The 25,794-nt window shown below is 64.1% G+C and carries 21 protein-coding genes; 15 read left to right on the forward strand and 6 right to left on the reverse strand.

Annotated elements, in window-relative coordinates:
- Positions 1–174: 174 nt before the first annotated feature.
- Positions 175–1,704, reverse strand: coding sequence for an altronate dehydratase family protein (locus tag R3X27_RS10315; protein WP_317708769.1), 1,530 nt, complete (start codon positions 1,702–1,704; stop codon positions 175–177).
- A gap of 113 nt (positions 1,705–1,817) precedes the next feature.
- Here R3X27_RS10315 and R3X27_RS10320 point away from each other — a divergent pair, with 113 nt between their 5' ends.
- The 3 genes from R3X27_RS10320 to R3X27_RS10330 are packed head-to-tail and all read left to right on the forward strand — an operon-like array spanning position 1,818 to position 6,524.
- A complete protein-coding gene (locus tag R3X27_RS10320) occupies positions 1,818–2,366 on the forward strand; it encodes a MarR family winged helix-turn-helix transcriptional regulator (protein ID WP_317708770.1) in 549 nt (182 codons plus the stop codon).
- A complete protein-coding gene (locus R3X27_RS10325) occupies positions 2,363–3,442 on the forward strand; it encodes an efflux RND transporter periplasmic adaptor subunit (RefSeq protein WP_317708771.1) in 1,080 nt (359 codons plus the stop codon). The genes R3X27_RS10320 and R3X27_RS10325 overlap by 4 nt, the downstream gene beginning before the upstream one ends.
- Positions 3,443–3,452: 10 nt before the next feature.
- Complete coding sequence (locus R3X27_RS10330) at positions 3,453–6,524, forward strand: efflux RND transporter permease subunit (protein ID WP_317708772.1); 3,072 nt, start codon at positions 3,453–3,455, stop codon at positions 6,522–6,524.
- Between the two features lie 118 nt (positions 6,525–6,642).
- Here the strand turns inward: R3X27_RS10330 and R3X27_RS10335 are convergent, their stop codons facing one another.
- Genes R3X27_RS10335 through R3X27_RS10355 form a run of 5 tightly spaced genes read right to left on the reverse strand, consistent with a single transcriptional unit; the run spans position 6,643 to position 10,350 of the window.
- A complete protein-coding gene (locus R3X27_RS10335; RefSeq protein WP_317708773.1) occupies positions 6,643–8,448 on the reverse strand; it encodes a hypothetical protein in 1,806 nt (601 codons plus the stop codon).
- A complete protein-coding gene (locus R3X27_RS10340) occupies positions 8,448–8,852 on the reverse strand; it encodes a biopolymer transporter ExbD (protein WP_317708774.1) in 405 nt (134 codons plus the stop codon). The genes R3X27_RS10335 and R3X27_RS10340 overlap by 1 nt, the downstream gene beginning before the upstream one ends.
- Positions 8,849–9,268 (reverse strand): biopolymer transporter ExbD, encoded by a 420-nt coding sequence (locus tag R3X27_RS10345; RefSeq protein WP_317708775.1) that lies wholly within the window; start codon positions 9,266–9,268, stop codon positions 8,849–8,851. The genes R3X27_RS10340 and R3X27_RS10345 overlap by 4 nt, the downstream gene beginning before the upstream one ends.
- Before the next feature lie 25 nt (positions 9,269–9,293).
- Positions 9,294–9,908, reverse strand: coding sequence for a MotA/TolQ/ExbB proton channel family protein (locus R3X27_RS10350; protein ID WP_317708776.1), 615 nt, complete (start codon positions 9,906–9,908; stop codon positions 9,294–9,296).
- A 4-nt stretch (positions 9,909–9,912) separates the two neighbouring features.
- Entirely contained in the window at positions 9,913–10,350 is a 438-nt protein-coding gene (locus tag R3X27_RS10355) for a hypothetical protein (RefSeq protein WP_317708777.1), read from the reverse strand.
- A 200-nt stretch (positions 10,351–10,550) separates the two neighbouring features.
- On the opposite strand from R3X27_RS10355, the gene tssA reads away from it, so the two are divergent.
- The 12 genes from tssA to tagH all read left to right on the forward strand — a co-directional run bounded on the left by tssA (position 10,551) and on the right by tagH (position 25,780).
- Complete coding sequence (gene tssA, locus R3X27_RS10360) at positions 10,551–11,561, forward strand: type VI secretion system protein TssA (protein WP_317708778.1); 1,011 nt, start codon at positions 10,551–10,553, stop codon at positions 11,559–11,561.
- A gap of 57 nt (positions 11,562–11,618) precedes the next feature.
- Entirely contained in the window at positions 11,619–12,137 is a 519-nt protein-coding gene (tssB, locus tag R3X27_RS10365; protein ID WP_317708779.1) for a type VI secretion system contractile sheath small subunit, read from the forward strand.
- Between the two features lie 3 nt (positions 12,138–12,140).
- Positions 12,141–13,637 carry a type VI secretion system contractile sheath large subunit gene (gene tssC, locus R3X27_RS10370; RefSeq protein WP_317708780.1) on the forward strand — a complete coding sequence of 499 codons (1,497 nt, stop codon included), beginning with the start codon at positions 12,141–12,143 and terminating at the stop codon, positions 13,635–13,637.
- Positions 13,638–13,734: 97 nt separating this feature from the next.
- On the forward strand, positions 13,735–14,208 hold the full coding sequence (locus R3X27_RS10375; RefSeq protein ID WP_317708781.1) for a type VI secretion system tube protein Hcp: 474 nt from the start codon (positions 13,735–13,737) through the stop codon (positions 14,206–14,208).
- Between the two features lie 81 nt (positions 14,209–14,289).
- Positions 14,290–15,105 (forward strand): type VI secretion system accessory protein TagJ, encoded by an 816-nt coding sequence (locus tag R3X27_RS10380; protein WP_317708782.1) that lies wholly within the window; start codon positions 14,290–14,292, stop codon positions 15,103–15,105.
- Positions 15,106–15,108: 3 nt separating this feature from the next.
- Positions 15,109–15,606, forward strand: a complete 498-nt coding sequence (tssE, locus tag R3X27_RS10385; RefSeq protein WP_317708783.1) for a type VI secretion system baseplate subunit TssE — start codon at positions 15,109–15,111, stop codon at positions 15,604–15,606.
- Positions 15,607–15,610: 4 nt separating this feature from the next.
- Positions 15,611–17,488, forward strand: a complete 1,878-nt coding sequence (gene tssF, locus R3X27_RS10390; RefSeq protein WP_317708784.1) for a type VI secretion system baseplate subunit TssF — start codon at positions 15,611–15,613, stop codon at positions 17,486–17,488.
- Positions 17,452–18,483, forward strand: a complete 1,032-nt coding sequence (gene tssG, locus R3X27_RS10395) for a type VI secretion system baseplate subunit TssG (protein ID WP_317708785.1) — start codon at positions 17,452–17,454, stop codon at positions 18,481–18,483. Before tssF ends, tssG begins: the two co-directional genes overlap by 37 nt.
- A gap of 36 nt (positions 18,484–18,519) precedes the next feature.
- The gene (gene tssH / locus R3X27_RS10400) at positions 18,520–21,258 is read left to right on the forward strand and encodes a type VI secretion system ATPase TssH (protein WP_317708786.1); all 2,739 of its coding nucleotides are present in this window, start codon (positions 18,520–18,522) and stop codon (positions 21,256–21,258) included.
- An 83-nt stretch (positions 21,259–21,341) separates the two neighbouring features.
- Positions 21,342–23,534: a type VI secretion system Vgr family protein gene (locus R3X27_RS10405; protein ID WP_317708787.1), complete on the forward strand. Its 2,193-nt coding sequence runs from the start codon at positions 21,342–21,344 to the stop codon at positions 23,532–23,534.
- Positions 23,535–23,543: 9 nt separating this feature from the next.
- Positions 23,544–24,155 carry a DUF6931 family protein gene (locus R3X27_RS10410; protein ID WP_317708788.1) on the forward strand — a complete coding sequence of 204 codons (612 nt, stop codon included), beginning with the start codon at positions 23,544–23,546 and terminating at the stop codon, positions 24,153–24,155.
- Entirely contained in the window at positions 24,152–25,780 is a 1,629-nt protein-coding gene (tagH, locus tag R3X27_RS10415; protein WP_317708789.1) for a type VI secretion system-associated FHA domain protein TagH, read from the forward strand. Before R3X27_RS10410 ends, tagH begins: the two co-directional genes overlap by 4 nt.
- The last annotated feature ends 14 nt before the right edge of the window (positions 25,781–25,794 follow it).

The following is a 25,794-nucleotide window of genomic DNA, read 5'->3' on the forward strand; positions in this document are numbered from 1 at the left end:
TCTCGGCCACGCATACTTTCACGATGAGCAATCCCGTTGTCATCGCAGGGACGATCGCCTTCCTGAAAGAGGGGCGACTTTGCCACGAGCTGACATGGTCCGCAGCGTCGAGGGCAGTCGTTCAACCCGATGCGGACTCCGCCTGCGGGCTTCGGGATTGTCCCCGACGCAGTGTCAGGTCACTGCGCCGACCAGCCAGGGCAGGAATTCGTTGTCGCCGAAGCCGAGCTCTTCGCTCTTGCTGCGCTCGCCCGAAGCCATCGCCAGAAAACGCTCGAAGATGCGTTGGCCCATCTCCTCGGTGCTCACGCCTTTCGAGATTACCTCGCCGCAATCGACATCCATGTCGTCGGACATGCGCTCATAAAGCGCCGAATTGGTCGCCAGTTTCAACGAAGGCGCTGGCTTGTAGCCGAAGACCGAGCCGCGTCCGGTGGTGAAGCAGACGATATTGGCGCCCGAGGCGACCTGTCCCGTGACCGAGGCGGGATCATAGCCGGGGCTGTCCATGAAGACGAAACCGGGCGTGGTGACCTTCTCGGCATATTCATAGACGCCGACGAGATTGGTCGAGCCGCCTTTGGCCGAAGAGCCGAGCGATTTCTCGAGAATCGTCGTCAACCCGCCGGCCTTGTTGCCGGGGCTGGGATTGTTGTCCATCGAACCGCCATTGCGCTCCATATAGGCCTTCCACCACTCGATCCGTTCGAGCAGCTTCGCCGCCACCTCCGGACGCACGGCGCGGCGGGTCAGCAGGTGCTCGGCGCCGAAGATCTCCGGTGTCTCGGCAAGGATCGCGGTGCCGCCATGACGGACGACGAGGTCGGCGGCATGGCCGAGCGAGGGGTTGGCGGTGATGCCGGAATAGCCGTCCGAGCCGCCGCATTGCAGGGCGACCGAGAGATGTTCGGCGCCGACCAACTCGCGCTCGGCAGCGTTTGCCGCGGGCAACATCGCCTCGATGCGGGCGATGCCGTCCTCGACCGTCTTGCGCGTGCCGCCCGATTCCTGGATCACCATCCGGTGGAACCCGGCGCTTTCGGACAAGCCATAGGTTTCCATCAACAGCGAGACCTGCGCCATCTCGCAGCCCAGCCCGACCATCAGCACGCCGGCGAAATTCGGGTGGGTCGCATAGCCGGCGAGCGTGCGCATGAACATGCGGTAGCCTTCGCCGCCCATGACCTGGCCGCAACCGGTCGAATGGACGAAAGCCGTCACGCCGTCGACATTGGGATAGTCGGCAAGCTTCTCGGGGGTGAAATGCGCGGCCATCATGCGCGCCACCGTGGCCGAGCAGTTCACCGTGCTGATCACCGCGATGTAATTGCGGGTCCCGACTCCGCCGCCCGGGCGACGGTAGCCGCGGAACTGCGCGCGTTCTTCCGGCACGACAAAGTCGGTCGGCTTCGCACCGGCGCAAGGCTCGTGATTGCGCTCGAAATCGCCGCGATAGGTGCAGTTCTGAACGTGGATATGGTCGCCCGGGGCGATGGCTTGCCCGGCAAAACCAATCACCTGGCCGTATTTACGGATCGCCTCGCCTTCCGAGATTCCGGTCGCCGCCACCTTGTGGCCCATAGGGATCTCTGACGCTGCTGTCAGGCCCGGCGCAATCGCCTCTTCCGCCGCGATGGCCCGCAGGGCCACCAGGACGTTGTCGCTGTCGTTGAGGCGGAGGGTCGGGGAATTATGGTGTGTCATGGCGTACCTGCTAGCTGCTTGCCGCGCAGCATAGCGACCCGCTTTCTGTCTACAATCCGTAAAAAACATATCTCGAAGCTTTGCATGGCGGCATTGAATACTTTGCATGGAAAATGATTTACTTGTTGAATGTTTCAAGTTTTGAAGTAAATGGACGCGAGCAACAGGAGAGCCGAATGCCGAATCCGAGGGACTGTATCTTTGGCGAAGAGATTCACCGCATTCCTCAGGAAGTGCGGATCATCTTCGGCAACTTTGTCCTCACCCATGCACTCGAGGAACAGATCGATTGCTTTCAGTCTCGCCTGCCGCTGACCAAACCGGAACGCCACATGCTGGTGCATCTCGGCGTACCGCAGCGGATGGGGAAGATGGCCGAGGATCTCAACACACTGCCCTCGAAAGTAACCGCCGTGGCCGACCTGCTTGAAGAAAAGAAGTTGGTGCAGCGCGAGCGCGACCCTGAGGACCGACGGGCCTGGCGCCTGCGGCTGACCGATGACGGCGAACGAACGCGCCGGGAACTGATGGAAACAACTGTCGCCAAATTCCGCGAGATAACGGGTTTGACGGAAACCGAAATGGAACACCTTGCCGGTCTCATGGACAGGATCGCGGAGCGAATCCTTGAGAACGGTTTCCCCAAGGGACTGACGTTATGAAAACTCGCAATATTCTCGCCATTGCCTTTTCGGCACTGGTCGCGGCGGGCATTGCCGCACTCGCGCAGACCAGCCTCGACAAGGAGCCCGTGCCGGAAGACATGGCGCTCAAACCGGTCAAGCTGATGGTCGTCGAGGCCGAGACCCGCAGGCTGGAGCGGCAATTTTTCGGCAAGGTCGCGGCACGCCGGACGGTCGATCTCGCCTTTCAGGTCGCCGGTCAGATCCAACGATTCCCGGTCACCGAGGGCAGCGAGATCAAGCAGGGCAACCTGATTGCGGAGCTGGACCTGCGCCCCTTCGAACTGGCGCTGGAGATCGCGAAGCTGCAGAAGGATCAGGCGGAGCGCACCGTCGAACGCCTGCAAAAGCTCAAGGGCAGCACAGTCGGCCAGGTTGCGATCGATGATGCGGACACGGCTGCAAAGGTGGCCGAGATCGCGGTCGAGAACGCGGAAATCGCGCTGGAAGATGCCACGCTATTGGCGCCTTTCGATGCGCTGGTCGCCTCCCGCAGTGTCGAGAGTTTCACCACGATCAGCGCCGGCACGCCGGTCGTGCGCCTGCATGACATGTCGGAAATCCGGGTCGAGATCGATGTCCCGGAGGTGCTCGTGCAGAAGGCGAATATCGCCGACGATGTGGATGTCGTCGCGCGCTTTCCCACATCGGACAAGGAGTATCGGATGTCGGTGCGGGAGCTGACCGCGGAGACGTCTTCCATCGGCCAGACCTATCGCGCCACGTTCGGCATGGCCCCGCCCGAGGGGCTGACGCTGCTGCCGGGCTCCTCGGTCAGCGTGCGCGTTGCGCTGAACCGCGAGGGGGGGCGGGTCATCATCCCGGCATCAGCGGTCATGATCGACTCGGACGGCTCCACCCATGTCATCCTCTTCGAGCCGAAAGGTGCCGCCGAGGGTCACTTGACGCGTGTTCCGGTCGCGATCGCGCCGACCGAGACGGGCGAGGTCGAGGTGACCTCCGGGCTCGGGATCGGTGCCGAGATCGTCATGGCCGGTGTCGCCGCGCTGGAAGACGGAATGCTCGCGCGCCGTTTCAACGGTTTCGGAAACTGAGGACAGCGACATGACCATTGCACGCGCCTCCATCGAGCGGCCGATTTACACATGGCTGGTGATCCTGGGCTGCCTTCTCGGCGGGCTCTGGGGGTTCAGCTCCATCGGCCGGCTCGAAGATCCGGCTTTCACCATCAAGAACGCGGTTATCGTCACCTATTACCCCGGCGCCTCGGCGGAACAGGTGGCGACCGAGGTCTCCGAACCCATCGAGTCGGAGATCCAGAAGATGGGCGAGGTCGACGTCATCACCTCGATGAACCGTCCGGGCTATTCGCTGATCGAGGTCGAGATGAAATCGACCTATGACGGCGATGAGCTGCCGCAGATCTGGACCGACCTGCGCAACCGCGTCGACGACGCCTCGCTCCCGGATGGCGTCAGCACGCCTTACGTGAATGACAGTTTCGGTGATGTTTTCGGCCTGTTCTACGCGATCACGGCCGAGGGCTACTCGGATGCCGAGAAGCACGAACTCTCGACCTTCCTGCGCCGCGAGTTGCTGGCCGTGGAGGGCGTGGCGGATGTCGAGGTCTCCGGGCTGCCCGACGAAGCGATCTTCGTCGAGCCGGACATGCGTCAGGCCGTCAACCAGAACATCTCTCCGGCGGCGCTCGGCGCGGCCATCGCCACGGCGGATTCGGTCTCCGATCCCGGTGCGGTGGAGAATTCGCCGACCCGCACGATCATCCAGCGTCCGCAGGGCGACGACACGGTCTCGGCCATTGCAGGGCTGACGGTGGGCGTTGGCGGCGAGGTGCTCAATCTCTACGACATTGCCGATGTCTATCGCGCGCGGCAGGACAATCCAGACCTGATTATCCGGCATAATGGGCAAGACGCCTTCACGCTCGGGGTCGCGGGGCTCGCGAGCGAGAATATCGTCGCTGTCGGCGAGCGGGTGGATGCGCGCCTGGCCGAGTTGGACGCGGAAATCCCATTCGGCGTCGAGCTGTCGCCGATCTATCAGCAGCATGTGGTCGTGGACCAGTCGGTCAATGACTTCCTTGAGAGCCTGGCGCTGTCCGTGGGCATCGTCGTCGTGGTGCTGGCGCTGGCGATGGGGTGGCGCGCGGCCATTGTCGTCGGCGCGACGCTGCTGCTGACCGTGGTCGGCACAGTCTTCTTCATGAACATGTTCGCCATCGAATTGGAACGGATCTCGCTCGGCGCGCTGATCATCGCCATGGGCATGTTGGTGGACAACGCCATCGTGGTTGCCGAGGGAATGCAGGTGGCGATGCTGCATGGCCGCAAGGGGCCCGCAGCGGCGGACGAGGCGACGAAGAAGACGCAGGTTCCATTGCTCGGTGCGACGGTTATCGGCATCATGGCCTTTGCCGGCATTGGCACCAGCCCGGATGCCACGGGCGAGTTCCTCTTCTCGCTCTTCGCGGTGATCGGCATCTCTCTGATGCTCTCCTGGATACTGGCGATCACGGTCACGCCCTATCTCGGCAACAAGCTTTTCCGCGAGGTCGACGAAGGCGATCACGATGCCTATGGCGGCCCGCTCTTCCGGCTCTTCGGTTGGATGCTCGGGGTGGCGCTACGGCTGCGCTGGCTGGTCGTTGTCGGTCTGATCGGAATTACCGCGGTCTGTTTCAACGCCTTCGCGAACCTGCCGCAGCAGTTCTTCCCGGACAGCAACACCCCGCTCTTCTTCGTCCATTACAAGCTGCCGCAGGGCAATTCGATCGAGACCACATCGCAGCAGATGGAGATGGTCGAAGAGTGGCTGGAAACCCGCGAGGAGGTTGTCTCGGTGACGAGTTTTGTCGGCCAGGGCGCCTCGCGCTTCATGCTGACCTATTCGGCGGAGAACCAGAACCCGACCTATGGCCACCTGATCGTGCGCACGCATGACCTCGACGAGATCCCTGCGCTCAAGGCTGATCTTGATCGCTTTGGCGCCGAAGCGCTGCCGGAGGGCGAGTTCCGAACCAAACGGTTGGTCTTTGGCCCGGGCGGCGGGGCGGATATCGAGGTCCGGCTGTCGGGCAATGACCCGAAAGTGCTGCGGGATCTGGCGGCGGATGCGATGGCGATCATAGATCAGGAGACCGACGATATCCTGCGCATGCGTACGGATTGGCGCGAACAGGAACTGGTCCTGCGACCGATCTATTCGACCGATCGCGCCCAGGCCGCTGGCATCACGCGGGACGACATCTCGGAGACGCTGCTCTACGCGACCGACGGCGCGCGCGCCGGCACTTATCGCGAGGGCGAGCGCCTGATACCGATCATCGTGCGTGAGCCGCGCGATTCCGGGCTGACACTGATGGACCAGGTGATCTATTCCAGCGCGGCCGGTACCTTCCTGCCGTTGGAACAGGTGATCGACGGGTTCGAGTTCATTCCCGAGAACACGTTGGTGCACCGTCGGGATCGGCAGCTGACGGTCACGGTCGGCGCCGATATCCGGGACGGGGTGACCCCCGCTGGGGTGCATGGCGAGATCCGCGCTGCCATCGAGGCAATGGAGCTGCCAATCGGCTACAAGATGGATTGGGGCGGCGAATTCGAGAGCTCCTCGGACGCCCAGGCCGCGCTCGGCACCCAGCTGCCGGTATCGTTCCTGATCATGGTTCTGATCTCGATCCTGCTTTTCAATGCGATCCGCCAGCCGCTGGTGATCTGGTTGCTGGTGCCGATGTCGGTGAACGGCGTTGTGATCGGGCTCGGCATGACCGGGCTGCCCTTCAGCTTCACGGCGCTTCTGGGCCTGCTGTCGCTCTCGGGGATGTTGATCAAGAACGGCATTGTGCTGGTCGAGGAAATCGATCTGCTGCGTGCCGAGGGGCAGGACCTGAAGCCGGCGATTATCCGCGCCTCCACCTCGCGTGTGCGGCCGGTGGTGCTGGCGGCGGCGACGACGATCTTTGGCATGATCCCGCTTCTGGGCGACGCCTTCTTCGTCTCCATGGCGGTGACGATCATGGGCGGCCTCGCCTTCGCAACCATCCTGACCCTCGTTGCGGCCCCGACGCTCTACTACATCTTCTTCCGGCGCAGCGAGATCCGGGAGAAGCGGGCGGAGGTAGCTCGCCAGGCCAAGCTGGCGTCGCAACCGGCATGATCTGGTGGCTGCGGGCGGAACAGCTGTTGGCAAGTCCGGGATGGATCTCTCTGTAGAGTGGAGACAGGATCCACTCCGGCTTTGCCATTGATCCCTGGAAAGCGGTCCAAACGGATCATTACTTCGGACCGGTCTCCACGAAGAAATAGACCCATTCGCCTTTGAAATCCGGTGATTGCGCGCGCGCCTCCGTCACGCGCTCCGTCAGGAAGGCGAGATAGGGCGCGGCGGGTTCCATGATCGGGCGCAGGCCCTCGTAAAGCGGTTCAGAGCCAGCGAAGGCCACGACGATCTCCTGCGCGAAAGGCGGCGCGATGAAGCTGCGCAGGAAGGGGCGGTCGCTCCGCTCGATCCCGGAGGTCAGGCGGCTCGCGGGAGGTTCCTGACGGAGTGGGACAGTCTCGTTGGGCTGCAGGTGAATGACATTCCCGGCAGCGTCGAAATAGTCGATATAGACCACCGCCTCATAATCCGGCGTGACGAGTTCCAGCTCCAGCGGGTCGCCCTCGCGGAACGCATAGGCCCGGACATGGGTGTTCTCGCCTATGACGCGCGGGTTGGTCCGCTGGTCATCCGATTGCGGCAGGCCGACCGCGGCGATCCCCGCCAGGGCGCCACATTGCGGCGCGGGCAAGAGCCGCATCTCGTCGGCCACCCGGATCGAGCTGCCCATCTGCGCCTGTAGCGCGGCAAGAAGCGGGCCACGCAGCCCGTCTTCCGGGATGTGGCCACGCAGTTCCAGCGTCCCGGTTTCGGGCCGGAACTCGGTCTGCACCCGCGCGCAGGGGATGTCGGTCAGGAGCGCGGCCAGCCCGTCGCGCAACTGCTTTCCCTCGCCCTGCGCGAGCGCCTCGGGTTGCATGAAAGCCTGGATTGCGCTCATGGAGATAGGATCCGCTTCGCTCTCCGCCCCGGCCTGCCAGGCGAGCGCGGCGGTCAGGCGGGGCGCGGTTTCGCTGGCGTCGGTTTCGGTGGCGGCGGGCGTGTCGGCTGCGCTTGCGGCGACGGTCGCGCCGGATGGCGCGAGATCCGGAAGCGCAGCGGAGGGCGGGGCAGATCCTTGTGCCTTCTGTGGAGAAGCGGCGACCGGGGAGACTGGCGCGGCTGACGGCGGTTCGAAACGGACCGGGATCGGACGGCTTTGATCTGTCGTAACGGGTGTGGCCGAGGGACGGCGCGTAGACGCGGGCATGGTCCTCGGCTGCTGCGGCTCCGAGGGGGTCGGCTGCTCGGCTTGGGCGAGGAGTGCCTGTGCCGTCGGACGCGCCGGGACCGCCGCTGCGCCCCCCGTCGGGAGGGCGGCCCCCGAAAGCGGAACCGGTGTCGTCTCTGCGAGACGGTGCGCTGTATCGTCGAGTGCGGCGGTCGGCTCTACCTTTGGGTCGTTGCTCAAGGCCTTGGCAGCGGTCGGGCGGGTCTCGGGAACGTTGCCCTGTGCAAACGACTGCGCGGCGACAGCGACCGTGTCAGCAGGCGAGGTTACGGCGGAGGGGCGTGCGGGCATGGCTTGCGCGGGCGCCTGTGCTCCCTTTGCGCTGACGGCCGCTTGCGATTTGCCCGCAGGCGCTTGCTCTGCGAGAGAGAGCGCGTTGGCAACGCCCGGAGCGGCGGCCTGCGCCAGGGGCGATTGCGGCGTCAGCTGTGCAGAGCTTGGCGCGCTGGCGTCGGCGCGGGTGCGTCTTGGGGCGTCCTGATCGAGCGCGAGCCCATCGGTTGGCTGGTCATTCGCGCGGGTTGCATCCGGCGCTTCAGCTTCGGCACGGGCGCGCCGGACCGGTTCCGCGTCCAGCACGACTGCCGTTGGCGGCGGCTCCTGCTGGGTGATCTCGTCGGGGCGGACCGACAGAACCAGCCCCGCCAGCCCCGCCGCGTGCAACGCGAGCGATGCGGTTCCGGCGAGGGCCCAGGCCGACGCGCGCGCCATCACGGCGCTCCGGGCGTGACGACCAGCACAAGGTCGCGGGCGCCAAGCGCCTCGATCCGCGCCACGAGAGGAAGCATGTCGCGCAGCTCGGCGTCGCGATGGGCGTTGACCCGGATCAGCCGGTCGGGGCGCTCCGCGAGGATCGCGGCGAGCCTGTCGAGCAGGGCAGGGGCGTCTATTTCGGTTCCGTTGAGCGCCAATACCCCATCGGCAGCGATGGCGACGGTTTCGCCGCCGCCGGGCAAGGCAGCGCCGGAACGGCTCTGCGCTGGGTCGAGCTGGAAGGGCGCGGTGGCATCCATGCGCCCGGCCAGCATCGAGAAGACAAGCAGGAAAAAGACCACGTCGATCAGCGCGATGATCGGCTCGGGCTGGTCGCGGCGCGGGCGGCGGGCAAGTTTCATGGCGCCTCCCCCATCCGCACGATCCGGAGCCGCTCGATCCCGGCCTGGGTCGTGATTTCGAGCAGCGAGACGAGGTCCTGGTTGCTGGCTTCACCGGAGGGCAGGAGCACGACCGAGAGCGCCGGATCCGCGTCGCGCCGGCTGAGTAGCAGCTCGGCGAGGGCGGCCGGTCCGATGGGCTGGCCGCGCAGCAGGGCTTGCCCGGACGGGTCGAGGCGGATCAGCAGCGTTGAGGCGTTGGCAGCGGAGCCGGCACTTGCGGCGGCAGGGGCATTGGCCGGCGCGGCCAGGGGGATCATGCGCAGGTTGAGCCAGGTCGAGGTGACCATGAAGAAGACGAGCAGGATCATCAGCACGTCGATCATCGGCACCAGCCGGATCACCGCGCCTGCCTGCCTTGTCCTCGTCAGCTTCATCCTCTGTCTCCCCCGGTCCGGCCGGTCAGCGTGCCTCCAGCGACAACAGGCGGCCGATGGCAACCTCCATCGCCACCCCGACCCGGTCCAGCCGCGTTCCCAACAGGTTCGCGGCGACAGCGGCGGGAATGGCGACAACAAGACCGACGGCGGTGGTCAGGAGGGCCTGCCAGATGCCGCCGGCGAGGATCGAGGCATTGGCCGCGCCTTCGGCGAGCGCCAGCTGCTGGAAAGCCTCGATCATGCCAAGCACCGTGCCGAGCAGCCCGAGCAACGGGGCGATCATGCCGACCAGCTCCAATGTCCGGATATACCGGCCGAGCTGGTCAAGCGTGCGGTTTCCGCGCCATTCCAGCTCCGTTTCCAGCGCGTCGCGGGATCGCCCCGCCAGCGCCCCGTCCATCGCCGCCGCGAGAAGGGTGTCGACCGGTCCGCTCCCGGATTTTGCCTTTGACAGGGCCTCCTCGCGAGCGCCCGCCTCCCAATCAGTCAGCGCGGCCTCGCGGGTCTGCGCACCGGCTAGGGCACCCCGCAATTCGAGCAGCTTGACCACGATCAGCGCAAGGCTCGCCACCGAGAGCACCAGCAGCAGCCCGACAATCGGCCCGCCGCGTGCAAGCATCGCCACGATCTCACTCATGGCGCTATTTCACGAATCCGGCTGGCGTCTTCGAGGACAGGTCCATGAAGTCGAAGCAATCCACCGGATCGGCATTCTGCGGCTTGCAGGCCGTCATCTCGTGCAGAAGAATCTCGGAGATGTTCTCGCAGGCGATGTCGGGGATCTCGAAGAGCTTCAGCGTCGTCCGCGCAATCGGCAGCGGTGCGGCGTCAATGCTCAGGAGTTGGTCGATCACGCCGGTGCCGTCGAGAATGGCCAGCGACATCTCGAAACCTTCCAGCGTCTGACCGCTCTGGTTTCGGAACAGGAAGAAGGCGCGGCAGCCGCCCGTTTCCCCCTGTTCGAACTTGTTGAGCTCGACCCCGAGCCGTCCCTCCTCCGCCATACCGGGGAATACCGGAAGCAACGCCGCCAGAAGAAGGGCGCGCCCGCTTCGTGCCGCCGAAAACCGTCTCGTCATGTCAAAAACCTCCCTGACGCCTGCGCCTAGCAAGCGGTACAGTCCCCGTTGCGGTCAAGAGAAGAAATGGTCCGGCATCGGGTGTCGCTTGAAATGAAGTGTAGATTTGTCCAACACTTCTGGTAACGTTAGGACAGTGATCGGTGCATTTTTGATCTTTTCTGCCGGTATTATTTTGATCGGAGTTTCCCATTTTGCCCTTGGAACTTAACAGTTTCGCAGATGACGCTCCCAGCGGAGAGAATCTCGAGTACGACCCCGTTTTCACGGAGCTGGAGATCACGGCTCAGCCGGGTCAGGAACGCCAGATGGGCGCCGAGATCGTTGCCGCCGAGGAGCCTGACTATGGCGATATCATCGCCAAGGCGCGCGAAGTGCTCTCGCGGAGTCACGACTTGCGCGCGGCGGTGTATCTGGCTCATGCCGAACTGCGGCGGAACGGATTTCCCGGTTTTGCGGAAGTCACGGGCTATATCCGCGCCTGCCTGACCGAGTACTGGGACAGCTGCCATCCGCAGCTTGACGAAGATGATGACAACGACCCGACGATGCGGGTCAACGCCATGCGCGGGCTGGCGGCGCCGGAGACGATCCTGCACGCGCTGCGACTTGCGCCGATGGCGAAGAGCAATGCCTTCGGGATGATGACGCTGCGCCAGCGGCTGATCCTCGACGGCGAGATGGAAGCGCATGAAGACGAGGCCGCGCCGGATTCGGGAGCCTTCTCTGCTGCCTTTCAGGACATGAATGCCGAGACCCGGGACGAGATCTTTGGTGCCGTGACGCAGGCCGTCGAGGATGTCGCGGCAATCGATGCGGTGTTCGACGAGAAGATCCCGACGCTGGGACCGGACCTGACAGCATTGAGAAAGATGCTGGGGCGCATTGCCTCGGTTATCGCGGCGGAGACCGGTGTCAGCGCCGATCCCGTCGAGGAAGACGGCACGGACGCAGAGGGCGCAGCGTCGCCTGTGGCGGCGGCGCCGGTCTCTGCGCCCGGGGCGATCAGCTCGGGCAAGGACGTGATCTTCGCGCTCGACAAGATCATCGAGTATTATGATCGCAACGAACCGTCCAACCCGGTGCCGCTTCTGCTGAAGCGGGCGCGCCGGCTTGTGGGGGCGGACTTTCTTACCATTCTCAATGATCTGGCTCCTCTGGGCCTCGATAATGTCAAGCTCGTTGGCGGCATCGGGGACGCAGAGGAGTAAAACAACAAGGCAGGTCCGCCCCGGCCGGAGGCGGACCGGATTTGAAGGGAGACACTCATGTCAAGTTCACAGAAGTTCATTGCCCGAAACAGGGCACCAAGGGTCCAGATCGAGTATGATGTCGAGCTCTACGGTGCCGAGAAGAAGGTCCAGCTGCCCTTCGTGATGGGCGTGATGGCCGATCTGGCGGGCAAGTCCGAGGTGGAACAGCCCGGCGTGGACGATCGGAAGTTCCTTGAGATCGATGTCGACAATTTCGACGCCCGGATGAAGGCGATGAAACCGCGCGCAGCCTTTGCCGTGCCGAACACGTTGACGGGCGAGGGCAATCTTTCGGTCGACCTGAGCTTCGAAAGCATGGACGAGTTCTCGCCGGCCGCGATCGCAGAGAAGGTCGAACCGCTGCGCGAGCTTCTGGAAGCGCGCAAGGAACTGGCCAACCTGATGACCTACATGGACGGCAAGCCCGGCGCCGAGGACCTGATGTCCAAGGTCATGGCCGATCCCGCATTGATGAAATCGCTCGCTGCGCAAGCCGCGCCGAGTGAAGACGATTCCAGCGAGGGGGAGGAGTAATCCATGGCTGAAGAAGCCCTTGAATCCGCTGCTGGCGGTGCTGCTGCCGAAGCGACGGAATCCGATTTCGCATCCCTTCTGAAACAGGAGTTCCGTCCGCGCACCGATGCCGCGCAATCGGCGGTAGAGAACGCGGTAAAGACGCTGGCGCAGCAGGCGCTGGCGAATGCCAATGTCATCTCCGACGACGTGCTGAATTCGCTGGAATCGATCATCGCCCAGATCGACAAGAAGCTGACCGAACAGGTCAACCTGATCATCCACCACGACGAATACCAGAAGCTTGAGAGCGCCTGGCGGGGCCTGCATCACCTGGTCAACAATACCGAGACCGACGAGATGCTGAAGATCCGGGTCATGCCGATCTCCAAGAAGGAACTGCACAAGACCCTGCGCAAGTACAAGGGGACGGCCTGGGACCAGTCGCCGATCTTCAAGAAGCTCTACGAAGAAGAATATGGTGTCTTCGGTGGCGAGCCTTATGGCTGCCTTGTCGGTGATTATCATTTCAACCACAGCCCGCCCGATGTCGAGCTGCTGGGCGAGATGGCCAAGATCTCTGCGGCGATCCATGCCCCCTTCATCACCGGGGCCGACCCGTCGCTGATGCAGTTCGAGACCTGGCAGGAGCTCAACAACCCGCGCGACCTGACCAAGGTCTTCACCACGCCGGAATATGCCGCCTGGCGCAGCCTGCGAGAGAGCGAGGATTCCAAGTATCTTGGCCTCACCATGCCGCGTTTCCTGGCCCGTCAGCCCTATGGTTCCAAGGGCGACCCGGTGGACGAGTTCGACTTCGAGGAAGAGACCGGCAATGCCGAGTCGGAATATTTCTCGTGGGCCAACTCCGCCTATGCGATGGCGGCGAACATCACCAGGTCCTTCAAGATGTATGGCTGGTGCTCGCGCATTCGCGGCGTGGAATCGGGCGGTACGGTGGAAGGTCTGCCGACCCACACCTTCCCGACGGCCGATGGCGGGGTGGACATGAAATGTCCCACCGAGATCTCGATCCCCGAGCGGCGCGAGGCGGAACTGTCCAAGAACGGGATGCTGCCGCTGATCCATCGTAAGAACTCGGATCTCGCGGCGTTCATCGGCGCGCAATCGCTACATGCCCCGGCCGAATATGACGATCCGGACGCCACGGCGAATGCGAACCTTGCCGCGCGGCTGCCCTATCTCTTCGCCACATGCCGCTTCGCGCATTACCTGAAGAAGATGGTCCACGACAAGATCGGCTCCTTCAAGAGCCGGGACGACATGCAGGTCTGGTTGCAGAAATGGATCAACCAGTATGTTGATTACAACCCCGCCCATTCCAGCGAAGATACCAAGGCGATGAAGCCGCTGACGGCGGCCGAGGTCGTGGTGCAGGAAGTCGAGGGCAATCCCGGGTACTACACGTCGCAGTTCTTTCTGCGGCCCCATTACCAGCTCGAGGGCCTGACGGTGTCCCTCCGGCTGGTCTCGAAGTTGCCCTCCGAGAAGGGCGCGTAATTCCACGGCCGGGCGTCTTTTGCCGGGCGCCCGGCTATCACGTAACGGGGTCGATTTGCCCCAACTACTTTAAGGAGAAAGCGTTATGGCTGTTGACATGTTCCTCGATCTCGAGGGCGAAATCGCAGGTGAATCTAAGGACGATTCCCACAAGGACGAAATCGATGTTCTGGCGTGGTCCTGGGGCATGTCCCAGTCCGGCAGCTTCCATGTCGGTGGTGGCGGCGGTGCCGGCAAGGCGAATTTCCAGGACATCTCGGTGACCAAGTGGATCGACAAGTCCTCTCCGATCCTGATGTTGTATTGCGCCAATGGCGACCATTTCAAAAAGGCCCAGCTGACCGTCCGCAAGGCCGGTAAGGATCCGCTTGAATACCTGATCATCAAGATGAACAAGGTTATGGTCACGGCGGTCAGTACGGGTGGATCCGGAGGCGAAGACAAGCTGACCGAAAACGTCGTGCTGAACTTCGCCGAAGCCGAAGTCTACTATTCCGAACAGAAAGACGACGGTACCGAAGGCGACAAGCCGGAATTCAAGTGGAACATTGCCGGTAACGTACAGATGTAAGCAGATTGCTTTCCAAGACAATTGCCTCACCGGACCCAATCCGGTGGGGCAGCGCGAATTTGCATCAGAGTGGAGCTTTTCATGTCCAGCCGCGCCCATGAGCTTCTGCTCGCCAATGATCTTTCCGGTGCTCTCGACGCGCTCCAGGATGCCGTGCGCGCCAATCCGGCGGATTCAAAGCTGCGGATCTTCCTGTTCCAGCTTCTCTGTGTCACCGGCGACTGGAAACGCGCGATCAACCAGCTCAAGCTCTCGGCGACGATGGACGAGGCGGCGCTCGAGATGGCCAAGGCCTATCGCGAGGTGATCCGCTGCGAGGTGTTCCGCGAGGCGGTCTTTACCGGCGAGCGCGAGCCGCTTGTCTTCGGCGAGCCGCAGGAATGGGTCGCATTGCTGATGGAGGCGCTGAAGCTGCTTGCGGGCGGCAAGGCTGCCGAGGCGGCAGATCTGCGCGCCCGCGCCTTCGAGGCCGCGCCCGCCATGGGCGGCGAGATCAACGACACCCGCTTCGAGTGGGTTGCGGATGCGGATATGCGGCTGGGGCCGGTTCTGGAGGCGGTGGTCAATGGCCGCTATTTCTGGATGCCCTTCGCGGCAATCTCCGAGATACATGTCGACGAGCCGACGGACCTGCGCGACGCGGTCTGGACCGGCGCGCGGATTACGCTGCAGAATGGCGGCGAGGTGACGGCTTTCATCCCGACACGTTACCCGGGCACCTGCGAAAGCGGCGATGGCGCCGCGATGCTGGCAAAGCGGACGGACTGGATTGATGCCGGCGCAGAGACCTTTACCGGGATTGGCCAACGGCTGCTGGCGACCGAGGCCGAAGATGTGGCGCTGATGGATCTGCGCAGCCTCAAGATGGATGAGGCCACCCCGCCTTCCGAGACCTGATTAATGGCCGACAAGACGATAGACGACCGATTGCAGCCTTCGCTGCTGGACCGGTTGACGGATGACGCTCCGGGGACGCAGTCCGAGTCCCGCGACGCACGGGTGATCGATATCCGCCGGCTGCGCGGCATCCTGCGCCGCGATCTCGCCTGGCTGCTCAACACCAACAACAACGAGGCCTGGATCGACCGCGAGGCATATCCACATGCCTTTACGTCCGTGCTGAATTACGGCGTCTCGCCGGCGGCGGGCGGGGCGACGAACGAGCGCCGGGTCGAGATGATCCGCGTCGCGCTGATCGAGGCCGTGCGCCAGTTCGAGCCGCGCTTGCGGCCGGAATCGATCGACGTGCGGCTGCGCCAGGACGAGGATAGCGGTCCGATGACGATCTTCTTCGACATTCAGGGCGACATGTGGGCCCAGCCTTTTCCAATGGAGCTCTATCTGCGCTCCGAGGTCGACCTGATGACCGGCTGGCTGGACCTGGAAGAGCGGGGCTGAGCGCATGGACACACGCCTTCTGCGCCATTACGAATCCGAGCTCGCCTATCTGCGCGAGATGGGCGAGGAGTTCGCCAATGCCTATCCCAAGATCGCCGCGCGACTTGGGCTGGAGGGGCTGGAGGTGCTCGACCCCTATGTCGAGCGGTTGCTCGAAGGCTCGGCCTTCCTCTCGGCGCGGGTTCAGCTCGAACTGGAGCTGCAATATCCGCAGCTCACCAGCCACCTGCTGGAGATCGTCTACCCGCATTACCTCGCGCCGACGCCCTCGATGATGGTGTCCCAGCTTCATCCGGACATGGAGAATGCCGATCTGGTTGATGGCTACACCATCGAGCGGGGCACGCAGCTGCGGTCTGCCTCGCCGGATGGCGCCTCCTCTCCATGCGTTTTCCGCACCGGCGCCGACCTGACTCTCTGGCCGATCATCGTGGCGGAGGCGGAATATATCGACGGGCGCGGCGAGTTGGTTGCGGCGGGTGTGGCCGGAGCGACAGAGGCCCGCGCGGGCATTCGCATGCGCCTGCGTCGCCATGGCGGGGCGCCGTTGGCCGAACTGGCGAAGCTCGACGCGCTGACCTTCTTCCTTGGCGGGCAGGGGGGCGCGGGCTGGAAGCTGCTGGAGCTGCTCTGCACCGAGACGACCGGGCTCGTGGCCCGTTCCACCGACCGGCGTGCCGACTGGGTCGAACCGCTCCGGGGCGCGCTCAACCATCGTGGCTTCGACCGCGAGGAGGCGCTGCTGCCAACCCCGCGTCGCTCCTTCGACGGCTACCGGCTGCTGCAGGAATATTTCGCCATGCCGCAGCGCTTTTTCTTCACCGAATTGACCGGCCTGGCGCCGGCGCTGATGCGGGCCACGGGCGATGATGTCGACATATACATCCTGCTGCGCGACGGCCTGCCGGAGATCGCGCCCGCGATCAAGCCGGAGGCGTTCCACCTCAATTGCGTCCCGGCGGTGAACCTCTTCGAGAAGCGCTGCGACCGTGTCCACGTGACCCGCGGCGATTTCGAGCAGCATGTCGTGCCGGACCGCACCGCGCCGCTCGATTACGAGATCCACTCCGTCCAGAGCGTGACCGCCATCGGCACGGAAGGCGATCTCGACGTGCCCTTCGAGCCGTTCTACTCGGTCGATGACCTGACGCCGCTGGGAGACAGCGGCAAGTGTTTCTACACCGTTTCGCGCAAGATGCGGCAGCGCAACGAACGCGAGCGGCTGCGGGGCGGGCGGACGAACTATCTCGGCTCCGAGGCCTATGTCTCGCTGGTCGATGGCGACAACGCGCCCTATCGCTCCGATGTCAGCCAGCTCGCCGTGCGGGCCGTGGTGACCAACCGGGACCTGCCGCTGCTGCTCTCGTCCGGCGCGCCGGATCTTTTCCACCTGCCCGAAGGCGGCCCGGTGGCGCATGTCACGACCCCCGTGTCGCCAACCCGCCCGCGCCCGACCTTCGCGCAGGGCGACACGGCCTGGCGGCTGATCTCGCATCTGGGACTGAACTACCTCTCCATCGCCGACAGCGAAGGCGGGGCGGGGGCGGCCGCGCTGCGGGAGATGATCGGGCTCTACGCCCCCGACGGCGATCGCGCGGTGCGGCGCCAGCTCGAAGGCATCACCACCGTTTCCTCCCGCCCCATCGTGCGGCGGATGAGCGACGGGATGCTTTCCACGGCGGTGCGCGGGCTCGAGGTGCGGATCGATGTTGACGAGAGCTTCTTCGAGGGCGTCTCGGTCTATCTTCTCGGCGCGGTGCTGGAGCGTTTCCTGCGCGGGCATGCGACGATCAACTCATTCACAGAAACGGCTCTGGTGAGCCAGCAGCGAGGGGAGCTGAAGCGATGGCGACCGGCGACGGGCCACGGCAGGATCATCTGAGATGGTTCGCCGGGCTCGAAGCAAAGCCCGGCGCGCATCACATCTGGCTGGCGATGCGGCTGATCGATGCCGCGCGCGACGGCCAGCACGGGCTCGGCGCGACGCGGCGCCCGTCCGAGGACGGCATGCGCTTCGGACAGGTGCCGTCGCTGGCCTTCCCGCCTGTGACGCTGACTGGCTTCAAGCCGGGCGAGGCAGGCGCGCCGGATCGGCTTACCAACCGGTTCTTCGGTTTCTTCGGCCCGTCCGGACCATTGCCGCTGCACCTGACCGAATATGCGCATGGCCGCCAGGCCAATGAGCGCGACGGCACGTTCGTCGCCTTCGCGGATATGCTCACGCACCGCATGGCGACGCTGCTCTTTCGCGCCTGGAAAACCGGCCAGCCGGCGGCTGATCTCGACCGGGGCGCGGGCGGGCCACTGGAAAGCGTGGTGGCGGCGCTCTCGGGGCTGCATGGCACGCATCTGCGCGACCGCGACACGATGCCGGATCTCGCGAAGCGGCATTTCGCCGGCCATCTCGCGCCGGGTCCGCGCACACCGGAGGCGCTTGTGTCCATGCTTTCGGCGTTCTTTGACGCCGAGGTGCATATGGAGGAGTTCGTCGGCGACTGGCTGGAGCTGGAGCCGGAGGATCACTGGCAGCTCGGTGGGCCGGTCGGGCTCGGTCAGGGCAGCGTGGTCGGCGACCGGGTCTGGAGCCGGGCGGCCAAGTTTCGCCTGCGCATCGGGCCACTGGACCGGGAGGAGTATGAGCGGCTTCTGCCCGGCGGGGCCTCGCTCGAGCGGATGGCGGACATCGTGCGCAACTATGTGGGCGAGCTGCTGGACTGGGATGTGAACCTGGTGCTGCGCGCCGAGGAGGTTCCGGCCGCACAGCTCGGGGCGGACACGCAGCTCGGTCTGACAAGCTGGATCGGCGACCGGGCGGGGATGGGCGATGCGGATGAGCTGCATGTGAGCCCGCAGAGGGATATTCGACCGGCGGCCTGATGGCTGCCGGGGCAATTTTGAGGGAAGGGACGTTTCATGTCGGAGATCAGCAGGGTCGCGTTGTTCGGGAAGCTCAATGAGCCGGGGTACAAGGCAGTCGAAGGGGCGACAGTCTTTTGCAAGATGCGTGGGAACCCTTACGTGGAGATTGTCCATTGGCTGGCCCAGATCGTCCAGCTGCCCGACAGCGACATCCACCGGATCATGCAGCATTACGACCTCGATCCGTCGCGGCTGGCCGCCGACATGCAGAAGGCGCTGGACGCGTTGCCGCGTGGGGCGAGCTCGATTTCCGATCTCTCGGCGCATCTGGAGAACGCGATGGAGCGGGCCTGGGTCTATGGGTCGCTGATGTATAACTCCAGCCAGGTCCGGACCGGCCACCTGGTCCTCGGCATGGTCAAGACCTCCGAGCTGCGCCACGTCCTGCACGGCATCTCCGGCGAGTTCCGCAAGGTGGGACCGGACGATCTCTCCGACAATTTCAACACCGTGGTCGACGGCTCTCCCGAAGACCGGTTGCGGCCGCAGGACGGCTCGGTGACCGGCGGCGGCGCCGTGCCCGGCGAGGCCTCCGGTGCGATGGCACCGGCCCAGATGGGCAAGGAGGAGGCGCTGGAGCAGTTCTGCACCGACATGACCGCGCAGGCGCGCGACGGCAAGATGGACCCGATTGTCGGGCGCGATGACGAGATCCGCCAGATCGTCGATATCCTGATGCGCCGGCGTCAGAACAACCCGATCCTGACCGGCGAGGCCGGGGTCGGCAAGACGGCCGTGGTCGAGGGCTTTGCCCAGCGGATCGCGCGCGGGGATGTGCCGCCGACGATGAAGGATGCGCGGCTCTTGTCGCTCGATGTCGGCCTGCTGCAGGCGGGCGCGTCGATGAAGGGCGAGTTCGAGAACCGGCTGCGCTCGGTGATCGACGAGGTGCAGGCAAGCACTGTCCCGATCATCATGTTCGTCGATGAGACCCATACACTTGTCGGAGCGGGCGGTGCGGCCGGTACAGGGGACGCGGCAAACCTGCTCAAGCCCGCACTGGCGCGCGGCACGCTGCGCACCATCGGTGCGACGACCTGGGCCGAATACAAGAAGCATATCGAGAAGGATCCGGCGCTGACCCGGCGTTTCCAGGTCGTCCAGGTGGACGAGCCCGACGTGAAGAAGGGCGTTCTGATGATGCGCGGCATCGCCTCGATGCTGGAGAAGCACCACAAGGTGCAGGTGCTCGACGAAGGGATCGAAGCGGCGGTGACGCTTTCGGCGCGCTATATCCCGGCCCGCCAGCTTCCCGACAAGTCCGTCTCCGTGCTCGACACGGCCTGCGCGCGGGTGGCGGTGAGCCAGCATGCGGTGCCGGCGGAGGTCGATGACTGCCGCAAGCGGATCGATGCGCTGACCACGGAGCTGGAGATCATCGACCGCGACGAGAGCGCCGGTTACGACGTGGATGACCGTCGCGAGGCGATCTCGGCACTCAAATCCGAGGAAGAGGCGCGGCTGGTGGAGCTGGACGCCCGTTGGGAGCGCGAGAAGAGCGTGGTCGACGGGATCCTGGAACTCAGGGCGAAGCTCCGCGCCGGTGGGATGCCCGTCGACGAGACTGTCGAAGATGTGGCGGAGACCGCCGATGAAGAGGCCGCAGAGGACGCGGCCGGGAATGCCGCCGCGAAAGGTGAAGAGCGCTCCGCGCTCATGGCCGAACTGCGGGCGAAGAATGCCGAGCTGGTCGAAATTCAGGGCGAGCATCCGCTGATCCTGCCGATCGTGGACTCGCAGGCGGTGGCCTCCGTCATCGGCGACTGGACCGGCATTCCGGTCGGCCGCATGGTGCGCGACGAGATCCAGACCGTCCTGAACCTCGAAGATCATCTCGGCAAGCGGGTGATCGGACAGGATCACGCGATGGCGATGATCTCCAAGCGCATCCAGACCAGCCGTGCGGGGCTCGACAATCCGTCCAAACCTATCGGTGTCTTCATGCTCGCCGGCACCTCCGGCGTCGGCAAGACAGAGACCGCGCTGGCGCTGGCCGAAGTGCTCTATGGCGGCGAGCAGAACGTCATCACCATCAACATGTCCGAATATCAGGAGGCGCATACGGTCTCCTCGCTCAAGGGCGCGCCTCCGGGCTATGTCGGCTATGGCGAGGGCGGTGTGCTGACAGAAGCGGTGCGGCGCAAACCCTATTCTGTGGTGCTGCTCGACGAAGTCGAGAAGGCACACCCGGATGTGCATGAGCTGTTCTTCCAGGTTTTCGACAAGGGCCATATGGAGGATGGCGAGGGCCGCTCCATCGACTTCCGCAACACGCTGATCCTGCTGACATCCAATGCCGGATCGGACCTGATCATGGATATGTGCGCCGATCCGGACCTGATGCCGGAGCCGGAGGGAATCGCCAAGGCGCTGCGCGAGCCGCTGCTGAAGATATTCCCCGCAGCTTTGCTGGGCCGCTTGGTGACCATCCCCTATTTCCCGCTCTCTCCGGAGATGATCGGCAAGATCACTGTGCTGCAACTCAACCGCATCAAGAAGCGGGTCGAGGAGAGCCACGGCGTGCCCTTCACCTATACCGATGCTGTGGTCGACACGATCGTCGAACGCTGCCAGGAGCTGGAATCGGGCGGTCGGATGATCGACGCCATCGTGACCAACACGATGCTGCCGGAGGTCTCGGCCGAGTTCCTGCGCCGGATGATGCAGGAGGAGTCGATCAAAGGCGTCAATGTTGACGCTGCGGAGGGCGATTTCACGTATGATTTCGGCTGATTGGCGTAAACACGGGCAAGGCGTGTTTGGTAGAATGGTCCGGTCGTGGTTAGACTGGGCCATATTGAGAGATTGGATTTGCCATGCTTATTAACCCCGCCATGATCCAGGAATTCCCGATACGCATGGAATGTGGTGCGTACTCCGATCCGCTCGTCCTTGTCGCGGCGCGGATCGACGAGGGGTTCAACAAGCCATCGCTGGCCCAGATCGAGTTCATCGCCGACACGCCGAATATCAATCTCGACGATCTGCTCGGGGAGAGGGTTACCCTGACCTTCAAGTTGCCTAGCGGCCCGGACCGGGTCGGGGAAGGGACCCGGGAGCGGGAACACACCGGAATCTGTACCGGCGTACGGCTGATCGGAACGATCGATGGTGCGGCGCATTATTCGGCGGAGCTGCGGCCGACGATGTGGTTTCTCTCGCTCAATCAAGACTGCCGGATCTTCCAGGAAATGACGGCGCGGGACATCATCAAGGAGATCCTCCAGGACTATGGCGTCGAGATCGACGACAAGCTGTCGGACACCTTCCCGAACCGTATCATCTGTGTTCAGTACCGCGAAAGCGACCTCGACTTCATCCACCGGCTGATGGAGGAGGAGGGGATCCACTATTTCTTCACCCATTCGGGCGGAAGTGTGAAGATGGTGCTGCATGACGATTCAACGGGGCATTCGTCGGTGCCATGCGAGTCGGAGATCGCCTTCCTCGAAAAGGACAGTTCGGAGACGCACCGCCTCGAGCACATCTTCGAGTGGCGCAAGCAGCACACCGCGACCACCGGCAAGTACACATACACGGACTACAATTTCGAGACCCCGAACGCCACTCTTCAGGAGCATAAGGCATTGGCCAAGGGCACGCACACGCTCAGGGACCTCGAGATCTACGATCACCCGGGCCATTACCGCCATTCGGGCGATGGCGAACGCTATTCGCGGATCCGAATGGAGGAGCGCGCGATCCACTACCAGACATGGGCCGGGGCGGGAATCGTTTCCAATCTCGAGGTTGGCGGGGTGATGTCGATCTCCGGTCATACTGCAACCGAAGACAGCGAGAAATTCGTCGTCCGTGACGCTACGCACATGTTCCGTCTCAACGACCGTGAACTGGGCAAACTTGCGGTCACACGGTTCCCGGACGGGTCGATGCGCGAACAGTTGAGCGAGCAGGACCCTTACCACGCGCGCTTTTCGGTCATTCCCAAGGATGAAAAGTTCCGCCCAGAGGCAAAGACACCCTGGCCGGAGATTGCCGGTGTGCACACCGCGCTGGTCACCGGGCCATCGGGCGAGGAAATCCACACCGACGAGTACGGCCGCATTCGGATCCAGTTCCACTGGGACCGGCTGGGCGCCAAGGACGAGCATTCGACCTGCTGGGTGCGCTGCATGATGCCCTGGACCGGAAAGTCCTGGGGGATGATAGCGATCCCGCGCATCGGCCAGGAGGTCGTGGTGCAGTTCGAAGAGGGCGACCCGGACCGGCCGCTGGTCGTGGGCATGCTCTACAATGCCGACACGATGCCGCCCTATGATTTGCCCGCCAACAAGACCCAGAGCGGCATCAAGACGCGTTCTTCGAAGGAAGGAACTTCGAGTAATTTCAACGAACTGCGCTTCGAGGACAAGAAGGGCGCCGAGGAGGTCTATTTCCACGCCGAGAAGGATTTCAATCAGGTCGTGGAGAATGACGCCACCGTAACCATCGGTTTTGACGACAAGGACAAAGGCGATCTTACGCAGAAGGTCTATCACGACAAGACCGAGGAAATCGGCAATGATTCAACGATCAAGATCGGCTATGGCGAGGGCGGAAAGTCACCGGGCGACCTTGTTCATGAGGTCTTCAACGACCGAACCGAAAAGATAGGCAACCATTTCACGACCACCGTCGAGAAAGGCAATCACGAAATGGAGGTCTCCATGGGAGACCAGACGAACACGGTTAAGATGGGAAACCAGGAAAACACGGTATCGATGGGAAACCTGAAGAACACCGTGAAGATGGGCAACTTCACCGAAGAAATCTCGATGGGCAACCACACGACCAAGGTGAACCTGGGCAAGACCGAACATACGGCGATGCAGTCCATCGAGTTCAAGGTGGGAGCGAATTCGATCAAGATCGACCAGATGGGCGTGACCATCAAGGGGATCATGGTCAAGATTGAAGGCACCGCGATGCTCGATGCCAAGGCGCCGATGACGACCGTCAAGGGGGATGGAATGCTGATCCTCAAGGGCGGCATCATGATGATCAACTAGGGGTGCGGAATGTCGGGTCGATTTGAGGGGCTGAACAAGATCCCGCAGGAGCCGGCAGCACGGTTGCTGGCAGGGACGAATCTGAAACTGGAGGCCGAGCTTGCCGGCCCGGCCACGGCCGGTGTTGCCGACGTGCTTGCGGAGCTTGAGGCGGCCGGCGCGCTGGTCGACATGCTCAAGCTTCTGGCCGCGAGCCTGCCGCCACGGGAAAGCGCCTGGTGGGCTTGCCTGGCGGGGCGTGACGTGATCGGACCGCAGGCAGAGCCTTCGCCGTCTCTGGCGGCGGCCGAGGCCTGGGTGTTCCGCCCCGGCGAGGAGACGCGCAAAGCGGCTTTCCGTGCCGCCGAGGCGGCGGATCCGATGGATGACACGGCCATGTGCGCCACCATCGTGGTCTATGCGGACGGCACGCTGGGGCCGGATGATCTCAAGGAATACCCGGCGCCGCAGGGCGCGCTGCAGGCCATGGCTTTCGGCATTAATCTCAAGGCGGTGGACGCGATGGGGGACGATTTCGACGGACCCATGAATTTCGTGATCGACCGCGCCCTCGACATCGCACGCGGCGGCAATGGCCGGATCGCGCGCCCGACCGAGAGCAGCGAGGAGAGCGCCGGATGAGCGTGATGGTGCATTTCCAGTCTTCCGGCGCGATTCCGGGCGACGGGCGGCCGGTCCCGATGGTCGGCAGCTCGATGACCATCGGCCGGGGGCCGGGCAATGACCTTGTCCTGCCGGATCCGGAGCGGGTCGTTTCTTCGCATCACTGCGCCATCGAGGACCAGAACGGCAATGTCGTCGTGATCGACCTCTCGACCAACGGCACCTTCCTCAACTATGGCAAGATCCCTCTCGGCAAGGTTCCTACCCCGCTCAATGATGGCGACATCCTGAGCATTGGAAATTACGAACTGGCGGTTCGGATTTCCGCCGCCGCCGCGCCTGGTCCGCAAATCCTCGACCCGGCCGGCCAGCAGGCCGTCGCACCGGTTGGCGCACGGCCCGATACCGGCCTCTCCGACCTGCTCGATGCGCCGTCTTCCGGTGGCGGACACGACGTGATCAATGATCTTCTCGGCGAAGGGCCTGTCGGTCCGAGCGGAATCAAACGGCCGGAGCTGGGCGAGGACGGGTTGCTGCCGCCGCTGGGTGGTGACGACGACGCGGAGGATGACCTGCTCGGCCCCGGGCCGGACCCGGATTCGCTGCTGGGCGGGAGCCAGTCGGTGCATAACCGTTCGGTCGAGGATCACATGCCGCTGCCGCAGGTCTCCAGCGCGGCTATCCCGGATGACTGGGACCTCGATCTGCCCGCAAGCCCGCTTGCCCGCGACAGCATCGCCCCGCCCGAGGACCCGTTCGTGGAGCCGACGGAAGCCGCACCGTCTGCGCCCACCGCGCCCACGGAGGAGATCGGTTCGGGGAGCGCATTCATCCCGGACGATCTCGACATCGGGGTCGATGAGGCGCCCGCTGCGGAGACCGGAAGCGGGGACGAGAGCGATCCCTTTTCCGTCGATCTTGCGCCGGCGGACACGGCGGAGGCCTCCGTCAGCGCTCCCCCCGAGCCCGCCCCCGCCCCCCAAACGCCATCCTCCGTCCCGTCGGCCCCGACGGCCCCGACTGTTCCGTCGGCCCCGACGGGCGGAGCGGATGTCGGGGCGGCGCTGGAGGCGCTGCTGAAAGCGGCCGGAGCCGGGGAGTTGGACCTTGCCGGCGAGGCGCCCGAGGAGACCGCGGCGCGGCTTGGCGCGGTTCTGCGCATCGTGATTCACGGAATGCGCGAGATCCTGATGACGCGCAGCGCCATCAAGTCCGAGTTCCGCATGGACCAGACCCGGATTTCTGCTTCCGGCAACAACCCGTTGAAATTCTCCGTGACGCCGGAACAGGCGGTGGAAGTGATGATCCGCCCGCCGCAGCGTGGCTACCTATCCGCGGAATCCGCCGCCGAGGAGGCGCTGCGGGACATCAAGGCCCATGAGGTCGCGACGATGACCGGCATGGAGGCCGCGCTCAAGGGCGTGCTGGAGCGGCTCTCTCCGCAGGAGTTGGAGGGGAAGATCACCGGCTCCGGAGGACTGGGCGGCATGCTCAAGGGCAAGAAAGCGCGCTACTGGGAAACCTATGAACGCATCTATGCCGATGTGGCCGATGCCGCTGAGAACGATTTTCACGAGCTGTTCAGCCGGGAATTCACCCGCGCCTACCAGGAACAGCTCGAAAAGCTGAAGGACGGAAGATGACGAAAGATTGGGGC

It is taken from the genome of Tropicimonas sp. TH_r6 (genome assembly GCF_033101155.1).
GTDB lineage: Bacteria > Pseudomonadota > Alphaproteobacteria > Rhodobacterales > Rhodobacteraceae > Tropicimonas.